Here is a 17,690-nt window from a genome sequence, read left to right on the forward strand (position 1 = left end):
ACCCGGGCCCCGAGAGCCGTCCAGTCGTCACCGGTCTCCCCTCCGACTGGACCCGAACCGGGCTCGGATCGCGATGCGGACACCGGAAGGCGTCCACTCGACCCCCACAGAATCGCACCGCCCTGTGAGGCGCGGTGGACAACGGAAGAGGCGCACATGACCCCCATCGATCCGTTCTCGAGCATCGCGGAGCTGCGGGCGGCGCTCGCCGCGGGAGTGGTGTCGGCCGTCGAGGTCGCCTCCGATCGGCTGGCGGCCCTCGCCGAGCACCCGACGACGGTGGTGGCACACGATCCGGAGGCGGTGCTGCGCGCGGCGGCGTCGATCGACGAGCGGAGGCGCCGGGGTGAGCCGCTCGGGGCGCTGGCCGGGGTGCCGATCACGGTCAAGGACGCGTTCGAGGTCGAGGGGCTGGTCGGCAGCGTCGGCACGCCCGGGAGCCTGCACCCGTCTCGGAGCGACGCTCCCGCGGTCGCCGCGCTGCGGTCGGCCGACGCGGTGATCCTCGGCAAGACGAACGTGCCCGCGTTCCTCGCCACGCTCGACACGGTCAACGACGTCTACGGTCGCACGCCGAACCCGTGGGGAGCGGGGCTCTCGGCCGGGGGCTCGTCCGGCGGGTCCGCGGCGGCCGTCGCCTCCGGACTGTCGTGGGGCGACCTGGGCAGCGACCTCGTCGGCTCGATCCGGGTGCCCGCGGCGTGGAACGGGGTCTGCGGGCACCGACCGAGCAACGGGGTGATCTCGAAGCGCGGGCACCTGCCCTGGCGGACGGGCACGCTCCTCGAGCCCTCCTGCTCCGTCGCGGGGCCGATCGCCCGGAGCGCGGACGACCTGGCGGTGCTCTTCGGGGTGCTCGCCGGGACGGCGTCGCCCGGTCCGTGGCGGCTCGCGCTGCCGGCTCCGCGATTCGCGACGCTCGGTGAGCTTCGGGTCGGGCTGTGGCTGTCGGAGGCGTCGGCGCCGGTCGACGACGAGACGGCGGAGGCGCTCGAGGCGCTCGCGGAGCGGCTCGGCACCGCGGGAGTCACGACCCGTGTGATCCGCGACTCGGTTCTGGCGACGCCCGACGCCGAGCAGCTGTTCGACCGGCTCGTGCAGCACGAGATCGCCTACGGCGCGGCGCTCGACGGAACGGCGGAGGGGCTCGACTCCGTCGGCGACCCCGCCGCGGGAGCTCCGGCGGCGCAGGTCTGGGCCGACTGGGACGCCCAGCTGCGCCTCCGCGACCGCTGGCAGGAGGTGTTCGCCGACGTCGACGTCGTGCTGGCCCCGACGGTGCCGTCCGCAGCGCCTGCGGCGCCGATCGCCCCGGAGGACGAGCGCGCGATCAGCCGCTGGAGCAACGTGGCGAATCTCGCGACGGGTCCGTCGACCGTCCTCCCGATCGGGCTCGGCTCCTCCTCGGGCCTGCCGATCGGCGCCCAGCTCATCGGCGCCCACGGCCACGACCTGTCGACGCTCGCGGCAGCGCGGCTGCTCGCGGAGGAGGGCCTGGTGCCCCGCACGCTCCGACCGTGACCCCCGGGGACGCGAGTGGACGCCGTTCGCGTCCTGCATCCGCATCGGGGCCCCCTAGAGGTCCAGTCGCCGCCGCTGCCGTGAGCGAGTGGACGCGGACCGGTGCTCAGCCGGCACCGAGGCCCCGCTCCGCGCCCGGTCGCGTCGGGCGCGCCTCCGCAGGTCAGGGCGCGTCGAGCCCCGCCAGCGCTAGCTTCGCGTAGAGGTCCTCGAGCAGCAGCCGCGTGTCGACGGCGGTGTACACCCGCACGTCGGGCCCGCCGTTCCCCGGCACGTACTGCCCGCCGGTCGAGATCCCCGGCCGCGGCACGCGCACGCTGCGGCTCGACGAGGTGTCGGGCTCGAACGCCGAGAGCAGCGCGGTCGCGAGCACGAGCGGGCTGTCGCCGAGCGCGTAGGTCTCGCCGAAGCTCAGGCCGTGAGCGGCCCCCATCACCGACACCGCGCCGAGGGCGTCGAAGAGGTGGCGCCCCAGGGCGCCCGCGCCGCGCATCCGCACGCGCAGCTCGGCCGTCGAGGCGAGCACCTGGCGGTAGGAGTCGCGCGCGAACTGCTCGATCGGAAGCTCCGACGCGAAGACCTCGGCGGCGGCGGGCACGTCGATGAGCAGGTTGTACTCGATCGGCATCGCGCCCGGCGGGGGAGAGGCGAGCGACGGATGCTCGGGGCCGCCGATCCAGACGAGCGTCATCCTCGAGGCGATCGCGGGCTCGAGGCGCAGGGCCGCCGCGACCTCGGTGAGGCCGGCGCCGGCGCAGAGGTAGAGCGGGCGCGGATCCTCGCGCAGCGCCTCCGCGACGATCGCGTGGGCGGCGGCGGACGGCTCGGTGGCAGCCGTGTTCGACCCGGCGATCACCGGCACCTCGGAGCGCCCGCAGAGCGCGAGCACCGTGCGCGCCGCCGAGGCCGCGTTGTCGGCCGACCGGCCCGACGGGTCGAAGGGGTCGTCGGGTCGCAGGTGCGAGCCGATGACGAGCGAGAGCTCGACCGAGGGCGACAGCGCGTGCTGCGCCAGCTGCACCAGTCCGTCGGGGTCGCCGGAGTAGTCGTTGTCCGAGATCACGCGGACCCGCGGAGGCACGCCGCTCACGACAGCACCTTCGTCAGCCGGATCGCCATGAACTGCCGCGCCGGCAATTCGACGCGGAACGATCCCGAGAACACCCCCGGCACGCGCGACACGGTCATGCCCCAGGTGTCGACGACGTCGACGATCCACTCGTCGTCGGGGTCGCGGACGATCGTCCGGAAGCTCGGCCGGTTGAAGCCGAAGTAGACCAGCTGCACGCCGCCCGATCCGCCCCAGGGAGCGTCCCAGTCCGAGGGCAGGGGGTCGATCCGCCCGTCCGGCATCTCGGCGGTGAGGCGGCGGAGGAACGCGATCCGCGCGGGGCTGTCGCCGACGAGCTCACCGCCCTTCGACCACCACAGCTCCTCGCGGTCGTTGAGGTAGGTCTCGCCGTGGCCGACGTAGCCGCCGCGCACGGCGCCCTCCCAGAAGCGCCGGGTCATCTCCTCGCCGGTGATGTTGCCCCAGCCCTGGTCGATGTCGCCCTCGTAGGCGCACTCGTCGATGACGACGGGCTTGCCCCACTCCTCGCGCCACGCGTCGGTGTTCTCGGCGGTGCGGTAGACGTCGATCCGCTGCACGCTCGCGTGAGTGATCCACGGGCGCGTGTAGTCGTAGAAGCCGAAGCAGTTGTGGATCGAGAGCAGGTGCCCCACCGGGTCCTCGGCGACGACGATCGCGGCGAGCCGCTCCCAGTCGTCGACCGACTTCGACCAGAGCAGGTCGTACTCGTTGGCCAGCGACCACCAGACGTTCGGATGCGCGGCCAGCCGCCGCACGACGTAGCGGGTGAAGAGGTCGTCGGCGGCGCGCCCCATGTCCGAGAAGCCCCAGCGGTCGTAGGCGTGGAAGAGGATCAGGTCGGCCTGGATCCCGAGGCGGGCGAGGTCGGCGACGCGCTCCTCGAGGTGGCGGAAGAACGCCGGCTCGGGGCGGTCGACGTCCCACTCGCCGTCCGCACCGCGCGAGAACGGGTACAGGTCGGGCTCGTTCGTGTTGTACAGGTACGCCTTCGGGAAGACGCACATCCGCACCTTGGTGAACGGAGCCTCCGCGAGCGTGGCGAGGGTCGCCTCCTCGAGGGCCGCGCCCTGGTGCGTCCAGGCGTAGGCGGTCGTGCCGAGGGGGACGTGCCGCGTGCCGTCCTCGTGGGCGAAGTGGAAGGTGTCGGCGACGCGGACCGGGCCGTGCGCCTCCGGGAGCGCCGCCTCGACGACGACGGTGCCGCGGAGGCCGTCGAGCGAGCGGGCGGTCGACTCGGTGGTGACACTCCAGGTGCCCGCCTCGCGGGGCAGGAAGCGGGCGCGGTAGACGCCGTCGCCGTCGTAGAAGCCGCCGGCGCGCAGGACGAGATCGCCGAGGCGGAACTCGGCGGCGAACTGGACGTCGACGAAGGGGTTGCCGTGCGAGGGGCCGTCGACGACGATCTCGCACGGCGCCTGCACGGTGCCGGGGACGCTGGAGCGCAGTCGCGCAGAGCCCCGCGGCGCGTCATCGTAGTCGTCGCGGGGCACGACCGCGACGCGCTCGGGGCGCGGGGCCGCGACTCCGGAGTCGTCGACCGCGCCGAGCGCCGCCCAGAACGACTCCTCGCGGGCCGGGTCGGTCTTCAGCAGCGGGTCCATGCCGACGACCAGGCCGAGCGGGGCGGAGCGCAGCTGCACGAGCAGCGGCGAGTTGACGACTCCGGGCGCGAACCGGCGGACGACGACGGCCGCGTCGGCGTGATCGAGCACGGTGCCCAGGGTCGAGTCGCGGGTGAAGGCCACGGTCACACCTCCACGGTGACGAGGGTCTGGACGCTGCGGCGGAACTCGGCCTGCATGTCGAGCGAGTCGCGCTGCAGCAGCCACTGCACCTGGAGGCCGTCCATCGTCGCGACGGTGCGGATGGCGGCGCTGCGCGGGTCGACTCCGGGTACGAGCTGACCCCGGGTGAGCATGTCTCCGAAGGCGGCGGTGAACAGGTCGACGACGTAGCGGTAGCGCTCGGCGAAGTACTCGTGCGCCGGGTGGTCGGCGTGGGTCGCCTCGGCCGAGAGCACGCACTGCAGCTCGACGAGGCCGGGGATCTGCGTGTTGTAGGCGACCAGCTCGACCAGGGCGCGCACGGTCTCGACTCCTGGGACCGCCTCTCCGCTCGGGACGCGGGTGATCGAGTGGTCGTCGCGGAGGGTCAGCACGGCCGAGAGCAGCTCCCACTTGTTGGCGAAGTGGTGCAGCACGCCGGCCTGGCTGAGTCCGACCTTCTCGGCGATCTCGCGGAGGGAGGCGGCGTGGTAGCCGCTCGCCGAGAACACCTCGAGGCCCGCGCTGACGATCTCGGCACGTCGGGCCGCTGTCTTGGCGTACTGCCCGCGCGGGCGCCGCGGGGGTGAGGTGGGGAGTGCCATGAAGTGCCTCCTGGCGCATCGTTGCGAGGTGGTGGTGCGGGCGCCGTGAGGCGGGGCGGGGAAGCGCTCGTCGTCCCCCCGGTGCGAGAAACCTAACCCGTCGAGGTTTCGTAGTCAAAAAACTGGCGGGTAGTCGGAATTCAGAATCCTCCCCGTCTTCGCGGGACGAAACGGGGTCGCGCTTCCCGTGACCGGTCACGTGGATCACGAAAACCTAACGCCCGGAAGTTTTTTCCCTGAAAACCTAGGGGTCATCTGTTTTTCGTGTTAGCTTCCTCGGCACCGGCTCATGGACGAGTCGGGAGAACCTGGAGACCGAAGATGTTCCGATGGAAGAGGCTGGCGGCCGCTGCGATCGCCATCACCACGATGGTCGGCTTGACCAGCTGCGCTGCCGACTCGGGAGGAGGATCCTCCGAGGGCTCGGGCGGCACGCTCACTCTCGGTGCGATCCAGACCCTGTCGACGTTCGCCGCGGCGAACTCGTACTGGGCCAACGAGTCGCCCTACATGCAGGCCGTCTACGACACGGTCCTCCGGGCCGAGCCCGACGGCACGATCACCGAGGGCCTGGCCACCGCGTGGGAGTACAACGAGGACAGCACGGTCCTCACGCTGACGATCCGCGACGGGGTCACCTTCTCGGACGGCTCGACGCTCGACGCCGACGCGGTCGCCCAGAACCTGATCCGCTTCCGCGACGGCACCTCGCCCGACACGAACAAGATGGCCGACCTCGCCGACGCCGTCGCGACCGACGCCTCGACCGTCACGGTCACGCTCAAGCAGGCCAACCCGACCTTCCTCTTCTACCTGACCCAGAACGCCGGCCTCGTCGAGGCGCCCTCGGCCTTCGAGTCCGCCGACATCCAGACGGTCCCCGTCGGATCCGGCCCCTACGAGCTCGACGCGGCGAAGACCGTCATCGGCACCTCCTACGCCTTCACCAAGCGCGACGGCTACTGGGACGAGGAGTCGCAGCACTACGACGACCTCGTGATCAACGTGTACAGCGACTCCACCGCACTGGTGAACGCGATCAAGGGCGGCCAGGTCAACGCGGCCAACACCGTCGACAACAACGACCTCAAGGAGATCGAGGCGTCGGGCTTCACCGTCAACGCCTTCGAGCTCAACTGGACCGGGCTCCTCCTGCTCGACCGCGACGGCACGCTCGCTCCTGCGCTGGGGGACGTCCGCGTCCGCCAGGCGATCAACTACGCGTTCGACAAGGAGGCGCTGCTCAAGGCGATCGGCCAGGGCTACGGCACCCCGACGACGCAGATCTTCCCGACGTCCTCCGAGGGCTACGACGAGTCGCTCGACGACGACTACCCCTACGACCCCGAGAAGGCCAAGGAGCTGCTCGCCGAGGCCGGCTACCCCGACGGCTTCGAGCTGGCCATGCCCACCTCCTCGCTCGTCGGCTCCGCGACCTTCACCCTCATCGAGCAGCAGCTCTCGGAGGTCGGCATCACCGCGAAGTACACCGACGCCGGCAACAACTTCATCGCCGACGTGCTCACGCCCAAGTACCCGGCCACCTGGCTCACGCTGCAGCAGGACCCCGACTGGGCGCTGATCAACTTCGAGCTCAGCGAGAACGCGATCTTCAACCCGTTCAAGAACGCCGACCCCGAGCTGGCGACGCTGATCGAGGCCGTGCGCACCGCCCCCGAGGCCGACTACGCCGCCGCCGTCCAGGCCGTCAACAAGTACACCGTCGACAACGCCTGGTTCGCCCCCTGGTACCGCCAGCAGTCGAGCTTCGTGACGGATGCGAACACGAAGGTCGAGACCCAGACGGGCAACGCCTACCCGTACCTCTGGAACATCACCCCGGCCTGATCCGGTCGTGAAGGGGCCGGCCCTCGGGTCGGCCCCTCCCCTTCTCCGCCCGTCGCCCTCGTGGGCGCTGCGGGCGCCGGCTCTCCTCGATCGAAGGAACCACCGATGACCAGGTTCATCCTGCGACGCGTCATCTCGGGGATCATCCTCGTGGTGCTGATCTCCGTCGTCGCCTACGCACTCCTCTACCTCGGCGGCGGCGACATCGCCCGCCGCATCCTCGGACAGAACGCGACGCCGGAGGCGGTGGCCGCGCGGGCCGCGCAGCTCGGCCTCGACCAGCCGATCTGGACCCAGTACGCCGGCTGGCTCGGCGGCGCCGTCACCGGCGACCTCGGCAACTCGTGGTTCACCGGTCAGCCGGTCGCCACCGCCATCAGCACCCGCGTCAGCGTCACGCTCTCGCTGGTCATCGGCGCCACCCTCATCTCGGCGGTCATCGCCGTGGTGCTCGGAGTCTGGGCCGCGGTCCGCCGCGGCTGGGCCGACAAGCTCGTGCAGCTGGTCTCGGTCCTCGGCTTCGCGATCCCCGGCTTCCTCATCGCGCTGGGCCTCGTGACGGTCTTCGCCATCAACCTCCGCTGGTTCAAGCCGACCGGCTACGTCAACCTCACCGACTCGTTCGCGGGCTGGGTCGCCACCGTCACGCTGCCGATCATCGCCCTCGCGATCGGAGGCATCGCCGGTGTGGCGCAGCAGGTCCGCGGCTCGGTGATCGACGCGCTCCGCCAGGACTACGTGCGGACGCTGCGCTCGCGCGGCATCCCCGCCTCCCGAGTCGTCTTCCAGCACGTGCTCCGCAACGCCGGCGGCCCCGCTCTCGCGGTGCTCGCGGTGCAGTTCATCGGCCTCCTCGGCGGCGCGGTGATCGTGGAGCAGATCTTCGCGATCCCGGGTCTCGGCCAGGTCGCGGTCACCGCGACCACCCAGGGCGACATCCCGCTGGTCATGGGCCTCGTGCTCATCACGGCGATCATCGTCGTCATCGTCAACCTGCTCATCGACCTGCTCCAGGGCTGGCTCAACCCGAAGGTGCGACTCTCATGACCGCCATCTCTCCGCCGCCCGGCCCCGCCCTCGACGTCGCCGTCGAGGAGCGAGCCGCCCGGACGCACCTCTTCCGCCGCCTCCTGCACAACCCGATCGGGCTCGTCTCGCTCGTGTTCCTCGTGCTCGTCGTCCTCTCGGCGGTCCTCGCCCCCCTGCTCGCCCCGGCCGACCCCAACCAGGCGTCGCTCCAGGACGTGCTCGCCGAGCCGGGTGCCGCGCACCTGCTCGGCGCCGACAGCGCCGGCCGCGACGTGCTCTCGCGCCTGCTCTTCGCGACGCAGTTCAGCCTCGCCGGCGCCCTGGTCGCCCTTCTCGTCGCGATGGCCATCGGGGTCACGAGCGGTCTGCTCGCCGGCTACTTCGGCGGCTGGTTCGACTCGGTGTCGTCCTGGACGACCGGCCTCCTGATGGCGCTCCCCGGCATCGTCGTGCTCCTCGCCGCCCGTGCCGTCATCGGCCCGTCGATGTGGCTCTCGATGGCGATCTTCGGCGTCCTGCTGTCGCCCGCGTTCCACCGGCTGGTCTACGCCTCCGTCACCGCGGTGCGCGGCGAGCTGTTCGTCGACGCGGCCCGCGTCTCGGGGCTCGGCAACGGGCGGATCATCGCCCGGCACATCCTCACCGTCGTCCGCGCTCCCGTCATCATCCAGGCGGCGCTCATCGCCGGCATCGCCATCGCGATCCAGGCCGGACTCGAGTTCCTCGGGCTCGGCGACCTGTCGATCCCGACCTGGGGGTCGATGCTCAACGACGGCTTCTCGAACGTGTTCAACGCCCCGATCCTGATGCTCTGGCCGAGCCTCGCGATCGGCCTCACCTCGATCGCGCTGACCCTGCTGGGCAATGCGATGCGGGACGAGCTCGAGCGCAGCGCCTCCGGAGCCAAGCGCTCGAAGAAGCGCAAGTCGGCCTCGGCGCCGGCCACCGTGCCGACCAGCCTCTCGACGATCGGCATCCAGACGATGCTCGACGAGGACGCTGCGACGCCGCAGACCGTCGTGCACGAGGAGACGTCCGCTTCCGGTTCTTCGCAGGCCGGCGCCGCCGAAGTGCTCCGCGTCACCAACCTCTCGGTCGGCTACGGCCAGGGCGACGGATCGACGAAGACCGTCGTGCACGACGTCTCGCTCACGGTCCGCCGCGGCGAGATCCACGGGCTGATCGGCGAGTCGGGCTCGGGCAAGACGCAGACCGCCTGGTCGGTCCTGCGCCTGCTGCCCGAGGGCGGCCGGATCACCGGCGGCTCGATCGTCTTCGACGGACAGGATCTCGCGCACCTCTCCGAGAAGGAGATGACGAAGCTGCGCGGCAAGCGCATCGCGTACATCCCCCAGGAGCCGATGTCGAACCTCGACCCCTCGTTCACCATCGGGACCCAGCTCGTGCAGCCGATGCGCGTGTGCCTGGGCCTCTCGAAGGCGGAGGCGAAGGAGCGGGCGATCGCGCTGCTCACCCGGGTGGGCATCCCGAACCCGCAGCGGACCTTCGACGCGTACCCCCACGAGGTCTCGGGCGGCATGGCCCAGCGCGTGCTCATCGCCGGCGCCGTCTCGTGCGACCCCGACCTGCTGATCGCCGACGAGCCGACCACCGCTCTCGACGTCACGGTGCAGGCCGAGGTGCTCGACCTGCTCCGCGAGCTGCAGTCCGAGCTCGACATGGGCATGATCCTCGTCACGCACAACTTCGGCGTCGTCGCCGACCTGTGCGACCGCGTCTCGGTCATGCGCGACGGACGCATCGTCGAGACCGGGCCGGTGCGCTCGATCTTCGCCGACCCCCGCCACCCGTACACCCGCGCCCTGTTCGACGCGATCCTCGAGGAGGGGCCCGCGCGCGGACCGCTCGTCACGGCCACGAAGGAGACCTCGCGATGAGCGAGACCGTGCCCAACAAGACCCTGCTGGACGTCAAGGACGTCGTCGTCGAGTACCCCGGCAAGGGGTTCCGCGCCGCGCCGTTCAAGGCTCTGAAGGGCGTCTCGCTCGACATCCGGCCCGGCGAGACCGTGGGTCTCGTGGGGGAGTCGGGCTCGGGCAAGACGACGCTCGGCCGCGCGGTGCTGGGGCTCGCCCCGGTCACCGGGGGCGAGATCGTCTACAACGGCCGCGACATCGCGCACCTGAGCCGGCGCGAGCGCCGGGCGCTCTCCTCCGAGATCCAGGTCGTGTTCCAGGACCCGTACACCTCGCTCAACCCGTCGCTGACGATCGAGCAGATCCTGGTCGAGCCGCTCACCGTGCGGAAGGTCGACGGCAAGGTCGCCTCGAAGCGCGTGCGCGAGCTGCTCGACCAGGTGGGCCTGCCGCAGTCGGCCGCCGACCGCCTCCCGCGCGAGTTCTCGGGCGGTCAGCGGCAGCGGATCGCGATCGCCCGGGCGCTCGCCCTCGAGCCGCGGCTGATCGTCTGCGACGAGCCCGTCTCGGCGCTGGACCTCTCGACCCAGGCCCGCGTGCTCGATCTCTTCACCGAGATCCAGGAGCGCACCGGAGTCGCGTACCTCTTCGTCTCGCACGACCTCGCCGTCGTGCGGCACCTCTCGCACCGCGTCGCCGTGATGTACCACGGTGAGATCGTGGAGTGGGGCGACGGCGACCAGGTCACCGCGCGCCCGGAGCACGAGTACACGCAGCGCCTGTTCCTGGCGGCGCCCGTGGCCGACCCCGTGCGCCAGCAGGCGCGTCGCGAGGAGCGCCGCGCGTTCACGGCCGCCCACGCCTGACGGAGTGCCGACCCTCGCGAGGGGGATCGGCACCCTCTGCCGTGAGAAACCAACTACTGCTAGGTTTTGAGCGACGATGCCGTCGCTTCGAAAGAGAGAGAGTCACCGTGACCGACACCTCCACCGCCCCCGTCATCTCGGCCGAAGGGCCCGACGCCGACGCCCGCCTCAGCGAACTGATCGCGCGCCTCGACCTCGAGGAGAAGGTGCAGCTGCTCACCGGCCGCGACTTCTGGACCACCTGGCCGATCGAGAAGATCGGCCTGCGCCGGATGCTGGTCTCGGACGGCCCCTCCGGCGTGCGCGGCGAGGTCTGGGACGAGCGCTCGCCCTCGCTGAACCTGCCCTCGGCGACCGCGCTCTCCTCCTCCTGGGACCGCTCGATCGCCCGGCGCTACGGCGCCGCCGCCGCGGTCGAGGCCCGCCGCAAGGACGTCGACGTCGTCCTCGGCCCGACCATCAACCTGCACCGCTCGCCGCTCGGCGGCCGCCACTTCGAGGGCTTCAGCGAGGACCCGGTGCTCACCGCGGATCTCGCCGCCGCCTACGTGAGCGGCGTGCAAGAGAACGGCGTCGGCGCCACTCCGAAGCACTACATCGCCAACGACTCCGAGACCGACCGCTTCACGGTCGACGTGCGCGTCGGCGACCGTGCTCTGCGCGAGCTCTACCTGCTCGCCTTCGAGCGCGCGATCGTCGAGACCCGCGCCTGGCTCGTGATGAGCTCGTACAACTCGATAAACGGCGTCACCGCGACCGAGAACGACCTGCTCGAGACCCCGCTGAACAGCGAGTGGGGCTTCGACGGAGTCGTCATCAGCGACTGGACCGCCGTGCGATCGGTCGACAGCGCCCGCGCCGCGCAGGACCTCGTCATGCCCGGCCCCGACGGCCCGTGGGGCGCCGCGCTGGTCGCCGCCGTCCGCTCCGGCGAGATCGACGAGTCGGTGATCGACCGCAAGGTCCGCCGCATCCTCCGCCTCGCCGCGCGCGTCGGCGCCCTCGAGGGCTTCGCGCCCGCCGTCGCCGAGCCGGTGCTCGTCGAGGACGGCCGCACCTTCGCCCGCGAGGCCGCCGCGGCGGGCAGCGTGCTGCTGCGCAACACCGGTGAGCTGCCGTGGGACGCGAGCGCCCTCTCCTCCGTCGCCGTGATCGGCCACAACGCCCGCGAGGCCCGCACCCAGGGCGGCGGATCGGCGACCGTGCTCCCCGAGAAGGTCGTCACGCCGCTCGACGGCGTCCGCGCCGCGCTGCCCGACGCCCGGGTCGGCTACGCGCTCGGCGCGGTCGTGCAGGACGGAGTCGCCCCGCTCGTCCTCGAGACCATCACCAATCCGGTCACGGGCGAGCCCGGGCAGCGCGTCCGCTTCCTCGACGCGTCCGGCGCCGAGCTGTTCGTCGAGGACCGCCGCGCCACCTCCCTCGTCTGGTTCGGCGGCACGGCCCCCATCGCCGCCTCGGCCCGCGTCGAGTTCTCGACGATCCTGACTCCCGCGGCCGACGCCACGGTGCGCCTCGGCTTCGCCGTCGCCGGCACTGCCCGCGTCTACGTCGACGGCGAGCTGTTCCTCGAGGAGACGCTGTCGCCCGTCGGCAACGACCTCGGCGCGTCGCTGCTCGCGCCGCCGTCGGTCTCGGCTCCGCTCACGGTCACCGCGGGCACACCCGTCGACATCCGCATCGAGTACGACATCGTGCACGCCGAGGGCGACCTCGACGGCGCGCTCGGCTTCACCTACGGCCTCGAGCCCGACGACACCCCGGCCGACGAGCTCATCGCGGAGGCGGTGGCGCTCGCCCGCGACGCCGACGTCGCCCTCGTGGTCGTCGGCACCAACTCGGCCGTGGAGTCGGAGGGCTACGACCGCAGCTCGCTCGACCTGCCCGGCGAGCAGGACGCGCTCGTGCGCGCCGTCGCCGCCGTCAACCCGCGCACCGTGGTCGTCGTCAACGCCGGAGCCCCCGTGCTGCTGCCGTGGCGCGACGAGGTCGCGGCCGTGCTCGTCGGCTACTTCGGCGGGCAGGAGATGGGCGACGCGGTCGCCGACATCCTCCTCGGCCGCGTCGAGCCCGGCGGACGCCTGCCCACCACCTGGCCGGCCGCCATCGAGGACGTCCCCGTCCTCTCGACGCTCCCCACCGACGGCGAGCTGCACTACGACGAGGGCATCCACATCGGCTACCGCGCGTGGCTCCGGAGCGAGGTCGAGCCGGCCTACGGCTTCGGCCACGGCCTCGGCTACACGTCGTTCGAGCTGCTCTCGGTCGCGACGCCCGCCCCCGCGACGGCGGGCGAGGACGCGGTGCTCCTGGTCGACGTCGCCAACACGGGCGAGCGCGCGGGCAAGGTCGTGCTGCAGGCCTACGCCGAGCGACGCGACTCCGCCGTCGAGCGTCCGGTGCGCTGGCTGGTCGGCTTCGAGAGCGCCAGCGTCGAGGCCGGCGCCACCGCGCAGATCGCGGTGACCGTGCCGACGCGCCTCCTCGCCACCTGGAACGACGGCTGGGAGTACGAGGCGGGAGCGTTCACTCTGCGGATCGGCACCTCGCTCGAAGACGTCCCGCTGGCCACCGAGCTGGAGATCCTGGCATGAGCACCGCTGCTGCCGGTTCTGTGGGCGCCCCGTTCCCCAACCCGCTGATCCCCGGGTTCAACCCCGACCCGAGCGTGGTGCTCGTCGACGGCGTCTACCACCTCGTCACCTCGACGTTCGAGTACCTGCCGGGCATGCCCGTCTACCGCAGCACCGACTTCGAGACGTGGGAGCGGATCGGCAACGTCGCGACGCGCGCCGAGCAGATCGCGGTCGACGAGGTCCCCACGGGTCTCGGAGTCTGGGCGCCGACGATCCGCCACCACGACGGGCTCTTCCACGTGATCGTGACGGTGCCCGCCGGGCGCGGCTGCGTGGTGTTCACGACGGAGGATCCCGCCGGCCCGTGGAGCGACGGCACCGTCCTGCGCTCCCCGGACGGAGAGGGCCTCCAGGGCATCGACCCCGACCTGGCCTGGGACGAGGACGGCACCGCGTACGTCACCTACTCCGGACTGATCCTCGACGGCCCCGACACGGGGCAGCACCTCGGGATCCAGCAGGTGCGGGTCGATCTCGCGACCGGCACGATCCTCGAGGAGCCGCGCTCGCTGTGGTCGGGCACCGGCGGCGGGTTCCCGGAGGCTCCGCACCTGTACCGTCGGGGCTCCACCTGGTACCTGCTCATCGCCGAGGGCGGCACCGAGCGCGGCCACGGCGTCTCGATCGCGCGCGGCGACGCGCCGACGGGCCCGTTCGAGACCGCGCCGAGCAATCCGTTCCTGACGGCGCGCGGCACGACGCGGCCGGTGCAGAACACCGGGCACGGCGACCTCGTCGAGGGCCCCGACGGCTCCACGCTCCTGGTGATGCTCGGCGTGCGCCCGCGCGGCGCCACCCGCGCCTTCTCGGCGCTGGGCCGCGAGACGTTCGTCACGCGCGTCGAGTGGGTCGACGGCTGGCCGGTCGCCGAGCCGGTGCAGCTCGCTCCGCGCGGACCGCTGCGCGACGACGTCGACTTCGCGACTCCGCTCGACTCGGGCTGGATCGGGGTGCGGCGCCTGCCCTCCGCGATCTCGGCGGTCGAGGACGGCGCGCTGGTGATCGCGGGGGAGGGGCGGACGCTCCGTCACCCTCAGCCGACCTTCGTGGGACGCAGGCAGCTGACGCAGACGATGACCGCGTCCGTGGTCGTCGACGTGTCCAGCGGAGTCGGCGGACTGGCCGTCCGCTACGACGAGGACTCCTTCTACGCGATCGAGGCGGAGTCGACCGGCTCGGGGACGCGGGTGACCGCCCGCGCGGTGATCCCCTCCTTCGATCAGGAGTGGACCGCCGAGCTGCCCGAGGGCCCGGTGACGCTGGTGCTCGAATCCGAGCGGGACGGCGGCGTCGGCTTCGGACCGGGGCAGATGACGAGCGACTTCGTCGTGCTGCGGGCGGAGGCGGGCGGCGTCTCGCGCACGCTCGCCCGGATCGACGGCCGCTCCCTCACCGCCGAGACGGCGACCTCGTTCACCGGCCGCGTGCTCGGCCTGTACGCGGTGACGGGTGCGCCGGCGTTCTCGGCGTACCGCTACTCCGGAACCGACGACTAGAGGGGTACCGACGACGAGAAGTCGTCCGTCTCTACCACGTTTGCTCACGCCCGCAACCCGGTGCACTCCCAGGCGGCTCCCGAATACCGTCGAGGAAGACGACCGCAGCTGCGGATCGCCGCCATCGAAGACAGCAAGGAGCACCACCGTGCCGCAGATCATCGAGACCGTCGACGTCAACGTCCCCGTGTCCGTCGCGTACAACCAGTGGACCCAGTTCGAGGAGTTCCCGAAGTTCCTCGACGAGGTCGAGTCGATCCAGCAGGTCACCGAGACCCTCACCGTCTGGAAGGTCAAGGTCGGCCCCGTCGAGCGCGAGTTCGAAGCCAACATCACCGAGCAGCACCCCGACGAGCGCGTCGCCTGGAACAGCACCGGAGGCGAGACCGACCACGCCGGTGTCGTCACCTTCCACAAGCTCTCGGACTCCGAGACCCGCGTCACCGTGCAGCTCGACTGGGAGCCCAAGGGCTTCCTCGAGACCGTCGGCTCGCTCGTGGGCGCCGGCAGCCACGCCGTGAAGAAGGACCTGAAGAACTTCAAGGAGTACATCGAGTCGAAGGGCTCGCCGGACGGCGCCTGGCGCGGCGACGTGAAGGCCTGAGCCATGAGCGACACCACGAGCGCCACTCCTCCGGAAGAGGACGGCGTCGGCACCGAGGGCACCATCCCGGACTCCGAGGACGGCCTCGCCGTCGGTGTGTCGGGTGACTCGCACTTCAACCCCGAAGAGGACGCCCCCGCGGACAGCGAGAGCGATACCGACGAGAAGTGACTTCTCCGAAGGGCCGGGCGGACTGATCCGCCCGGCCCTTCGTCGTTCTCAGCGCCAGGCGCGGGCGTACTGCGCGGGAGCGATGTCGACTCCGAGCTCGTGCGCCATGCGCGTCGCGGCGTGCGGGTCGCGCAGGAGCTCGCGTGCCAGCAGCACCACGTCGGCGTCACCCGCAGTGATGACTCCCTCGGCCTGCTCGGCCGTGGTGATCAGTCCGACGGCGCCGACCGGGGCACCGGTCGCCCGCCGCAGCTCGCGGGCGAACGGCACCTGGTAGAGCGGTGCGACGGGGATGTGCGTGCCGCCGACGAGCCCGCCGGTCGACACGTCGAAGAGGTCGACGCCCGCCTCGCGCGCCCACTCCGAGACGCGGATGGTCTCCTCGAGCGTCCAGCCGCCCTCGGCCCAGTCGGTGGCCGAGAACCGGACGAGCAACGGCAGCTCGCCGATCTCGGCGCGCACCGCCCGCACGGTCTCGAGGAGGAGGCGCGCCCGGTTCTCGAGCGATCCGCCGTACTCGTCCTCGCGCCGGTTCGAGAGCGGCGAGAGGAACTGGTGCAGCAGGTAGCCGTGCGCGGCGTGCAGCTCGATCACATCGAAGCCCGCCTCGACGGCGCGGCGAGCGGAGGCGCGGAACGCCTCCACGAGGCCCGGCAGCTCCCCGGCGTCGAGCGCCCGCGGCTCCGCGTAGCCGTCGAAGGCCACGGCCGAGGGGGCGACGGTGTTCCAGCCGCCCTCCTCGGCGGGGACGGTGCCGCGCCCGCTCCACTCGCGGTAGGTCGACGCCTTGCGGCCGGCATGCGCCAGCTGCACCCCGGCGAGCGAGCCCTGCTCGTGCACGAAGTCGACGATCGGCGCCCACGCGTCGCGCTGCGCGTCGTCCCAGAGGCCGGTGTCCCAGGGGCTGATGCGGCCCTCGGGAGTGACGGCCGTCGCCTCCGAGATCACGACTCCGACGCCGCCACGGGCGATCGAGCCGAGGTGCACGAGGTGCCAGCCGGTCGGCCGGCCGTCCTGCGCCTCGACCGAGTACTGGCACATCGGCGCCGCCCACAGTCGGTTGCGAGCGGTGCGGGAGCGGAGGGTGAGCGGCCGGAAGAGGGCCGGCCCGGAAGCGTCGTCAGTCATGCAGAGGGGTAACCGGGAACAGAGCCCGGCTATGCCCTGACGGTGCGAACCGGGCCCGCTTCAGCGCGGCCAGGTCGAACCCGGAGCGTCCTGCCAGGCGTCGCTCGACGGCGCGAGCGCGGCGAGCTCGTCGAACAGCGCGTCGGGGATCTCGAGGGCGTCGTCGGCCACGAACGCGTCGTAGTGCTCGGCCGTCGTCGCTCCGACCACCGTCGTCGTCACCCGCGGGTCGCGGGTCGAGAACTGCAGCGCCGCCGCGGCGAGTGGCACCCCGGCGCGCTCGCAGGCTGCTCCCATCGCGGCCACCGCGTCGACGACCTCGGCGGGAGCCGGGCGGTACGCGTAGGTCTTGACCGGCTCCGGCCAGCGGGCGAGAGCGCCCCCGCCGTAGACGGCGGCGTTCACCACGACCACGCCGCGGTCGACGGAGGCGTCCAGCAGCTCCTCGGACGAGCGGTCGACCAGCGTGAACCGGTTGTGCGTGATCACCGCGTCGAAGAGCCCCGTCTCGACGTAGTGCAGCAGCATCGGCGCCGGCCCGCCCGAGATGCCGATCGACAGCGCGACGCCCGCCTCCTTCATGGCGACGAGCGCCTTCACGGGGCCGTCGTCGGCGAACGCCTCGTCGTACGAGATCCGCTCGGGGTCGTGCAGGTACAGCAGGGGCAGCACGTCCATCCCGAGACGCTCGCGGCTCTCGTCGAGGCTGCGCCGCATCCGCTCGGCCGAGAAGCTGCCGGTCTGGGGATCGCGGTCGAGCTTGGTGACCACGGTGATCCCCTCCGGCACGCCGCCGCGCGCCCGCAGAGCCTCGCCGATCAGGCGCTCGCTGTGCCCGAGGGCGTACTCGTTCGACGTGTCGATCACCGAGACGGCGCGGTTGCCCGCTGCGGAGTCGAGGACCCGCTCGAGCGCCGGCACCCGGTCGAGGTCGCGCACGCGCTCGGGATTCCACGAGGTACCGAGGGTGAGCCGGGTGACGGAGGCGCCCGACGGGCCGAACGGACGGAGGCTGGACTGCGATGTCATGCCGCCAGCCTGACAGTGTTCGGG

14 protein-coding genes are annotated in these 17,690 nt (G+C 72.0%); 9 read left to right on the plus strand and 5 right to left on the minus strand.

What is annotated here, in order from left to right; genetic code table 11:
* Positions 1-156 precede the first annotated feature (156 nt).
* Complete coding sequence (locus GRS96_RS06475; RefSeq protein ID WP_159988068.1) at positions 157-1,521, plus strand: amidase; 1,365 nt, start codon at positions 157-159, stop codon at positions 1,519-1,521.
* A 163-nt stretch (positions 1,522-1,684) separates the two neighbouring features.
* Here the strand turns inward: GRS96_RS06475 and GRS96_RS06480 are convergent, their stop codons facing one another.
* From GRS96_RS06480 to GRS96_RS06490, 3 genes are read right to left on the minus strand one after another with little or no spacing between them, the layout of a single operon-like run.
* A complete protein-coding gene (locus GRS96_RS06480) occupies positions 1,685-2,611 on the minus strand; it encodes a nucleoside hydrolase (protein ID WP_204162045.1) in 927 nt (308 codons plus the stop codon).
* Positions 2,608-4,359 carry a DUF5605 domain-containing protein gene (locus GRS96_RS06485; RefSeq protein WP_236553570.1) on the minus strand — a complete coding sequence of 584 codons (1,752 nt, stop codon included), beginning with the start codon at positions 4,357-4,359 and terminating at the stop codon, positions 2,608-2,610. The genes GRS96_RS06480 and GRS96_RS06485 overlap by 4 nt, the downstream gene beginning before the upstream one ends.
* Before the next feature lie 2 nt (positions 4,360-4,361).
* A complete protein-coding gene (locus GRS96_RS06490; RefSeq protein ID WP_159988069.1) occupies positions 4,362-4,982 on the minus strand; it encodes a TetR/AcrR family transcriptional regulator in 621 nt (206 codons plus the stop codon).
* A 321-nt stretch (positions 4,983-5,303) separates the two neighbouring features.
* On the opposite strand from GRS96_RS06490, the gene GRS96_RS06495 reads away from it, so the two are divergent.
* The 8 genes from GRS96_RS06495 to GRS96_RS20465 all read left to right on the plus strand — a co-directional run bounded on the left by GRS96_RS06495 (position 5,304) and on the right by GRS96_RS20465 (position 15,509).
* Positions 5,304-6,830: an ABC transporter substrate-binding protein gene (locus GRS96_RS06495; RefSeq protein ID WP_159988070.1), complete on the plus strand. Its 1,527-nt coding sequence runs from the start codon at positions 5,304-5,306 to the stop codon at positions 6,828-6,830.
* Between the two features lie 105 nt (positions 6,831-6,935).
* Positions 6,936-7,877, plus strand: coding sequence for an ABC transporter permease (locus tag GRS96_RS06500; protein ID WP_159854621.1), 942 nt, complete (start codon positions 6,936-6,938; stop codon positions 7,875-7,877).
* Entirely contained in the window at positions 7,874-9,757 is a 1,884-nt protein-coding gene (locus tag GRS96_RS06505; protein ID WP_159854619.1) for a dipeptide/oligopeptide/nickel ABC transporter permease/ATP-binding protein, read from the plus strand. Before GRS96_RS06500 ends, GRS96_RS06505 begins: the two co-directional genes overlap by 4 nt.
* Positions 9,754-10,602, plus strand: coding sequence for an ATP-binding cassette domain-containing protein (locus GRS96_RS06510; protein WP_159854617.1), 849 nt, complete (start codon positions 9,754-9,756; stop codon positions 10,600-10,602). Before GRS96_RS06505 ends, GRS96_RS06510 begins: the two co-directional genes overlap by 4 nt.
* Positions 10,603-10,709: 107 nt before the next feature.
* Positions 10,710-13,196, plus strand: coding sequence for a glycoside hydrolase family 3 C-terminal domain-containing protein (locus tag GRS96_RS06515; RefSeq protein WP_159854615.1), 2,487 nt, complete (start codon positions 10,710-10,712; stop codon positions 13,194-13,196).
* Positions 13,193-14,734, plus strand: coding sequence for a glycoside hydrolase family 43 protein (locus GRS96_RS06520; protein ID WP_159988071.1), 1,542 nt, complete (start codon positions 13,193-13,195; stop codon positions 14,732-14,734). The genes GRS96_RS06515 and GRS96_RS06520 overlap by 4 nt, the downstream gene beginning before the upstream one ends.
* A 148-nt stretch (positions 14,735-14,882) precedes the next feature.
* Entirely contained in the window at positions 14,883-15,338 is a 456-nt protein-coding gene (locus tag GRS96_RS06525) for an SRPBCC family protein (RefSeq protein ID WP_159988072.1), read from the plus strand.
* A 3-nt stretch (positions 15,339-15,341) separates the two neighbouring features.
* Complete coding sequence (locus tag GRS96_RS20465) at positions 15,342-15,509, plus strand: hypothetical protein (RefSeq protein ID WP_204162046.1); 168 nt, start codon at positions 15,342-15,344, stop codon at positions 15,507-15,509.
* A 48-nt stretch (positions 15,510-15,557) separates the two neighbouring features.
* Here the strand turns inward: GRS96_RS20465 and GRS96_RS06530 are convergent, their stop codons facing one another.
* Together GRS96_RS06530 and GRS96_RS06535 are read right to left on the minus strand one after the other, a co-directional pair.
* A complete protein-coding gene (locus tag GRS96_RS06530) occupies positions 15,558-16,637 on the minus strand; it encodes an NADH:flavin oxidoreductase/NADH oxidase (RefSeq protein WP_159988073.1) in 1,080 nt (359 codons plus the stop codon).
* 60 nt (positions 16,638-16,697) lie between these two features.
* Complete coding sequence (locus GRS96_RS06535; protein WP_159854607.1) at positions 16,698-17,666, minus strand: aldo/keto reductase; 969 nt, start codon at positions 17,664-17,666, stop codon at positions 16,698-16,700.
* Positions 17,667-17,690: the final 24 nt, after the last annotated feature.

This window comes from Rathayibacter sp. VKM Ac-2803, from assembly GCF_009807175.1.
GTDB lineage: Bacteria > Actinomycetota > Actinomycetes > Actinomycetales > Microbacteriaceae > Rathayibacter.

Coding starts and splice junctions, on each gene's coding strand:
- GRS96_RS06475 (WP_159988068.1), top strand. CDS start 157: ATGACCCCCATCGATCCGTTCTCGAGCATCGCGGAGCTGCGGGCGGCG.
- GRS96_RS06490 (WP_159988069.1), bottom strand. CDS start 4,982: ATGGCACTCCCCACCTCACCCCCGCGGCGCCCGCGCGGGCAGTACGCC.
- GRS96_RS06495 (WP_159988070.1), top strand. CDS start 5,304: ATGTTCCGATGGAAGAGGCTGGCGGCCGCTGCGATCGCCATCACCACG.
- GRS96_RS06500 (WP_159854621.1), top strand. CDS start 6,936: ATGACCAGGTTCATCCTGCGACGCGTCATCTCGGGGATCATCCTCGTG.
- GRS96_RS06505 (WP_159854619.1), top strand. CDS start 7,874: ATGACCGCCATCTCTCCGCCGCCCGGCCCCGCCCTCGACGTCGCCGTC.
- GRS96_RS06510 (WP_159854617.1), top strand. CDS start 9,754: ATGAGCGAGACCGTGCCCAACAAGACCCTGCTGGACGTCAAGGACGTC.
- GRS96_RS06520 (WP_159988071.1), top strand. CDS start 13,193: ATGAGCACCGCTGCTGCCGGTTCTGTGGGCGCCCCGTTCCCCAACCCG.
- GRS96_RS20465 (WP_204162046.1), top strand. CDS start 15,342: ATGAGCGACACCACGAGCGCCACTCCTCCGGAAGAGGACGGCGTCGGC.
- GRS96_RS06530 (WP_159988073.1), bottom strand. CDS start 16,637: ATGACTGACGACGCTTCCGGGCCGGCCCTCTTCCGGCCGCTCACCCTC.
- GRS96_RS06535 (WP_159854607.1), bottom strand. CDS start 17,666: ATGACATCGCAGTCCAGCCTCCGTCCGTTCGGCCCGTCGGGCGCCTCC.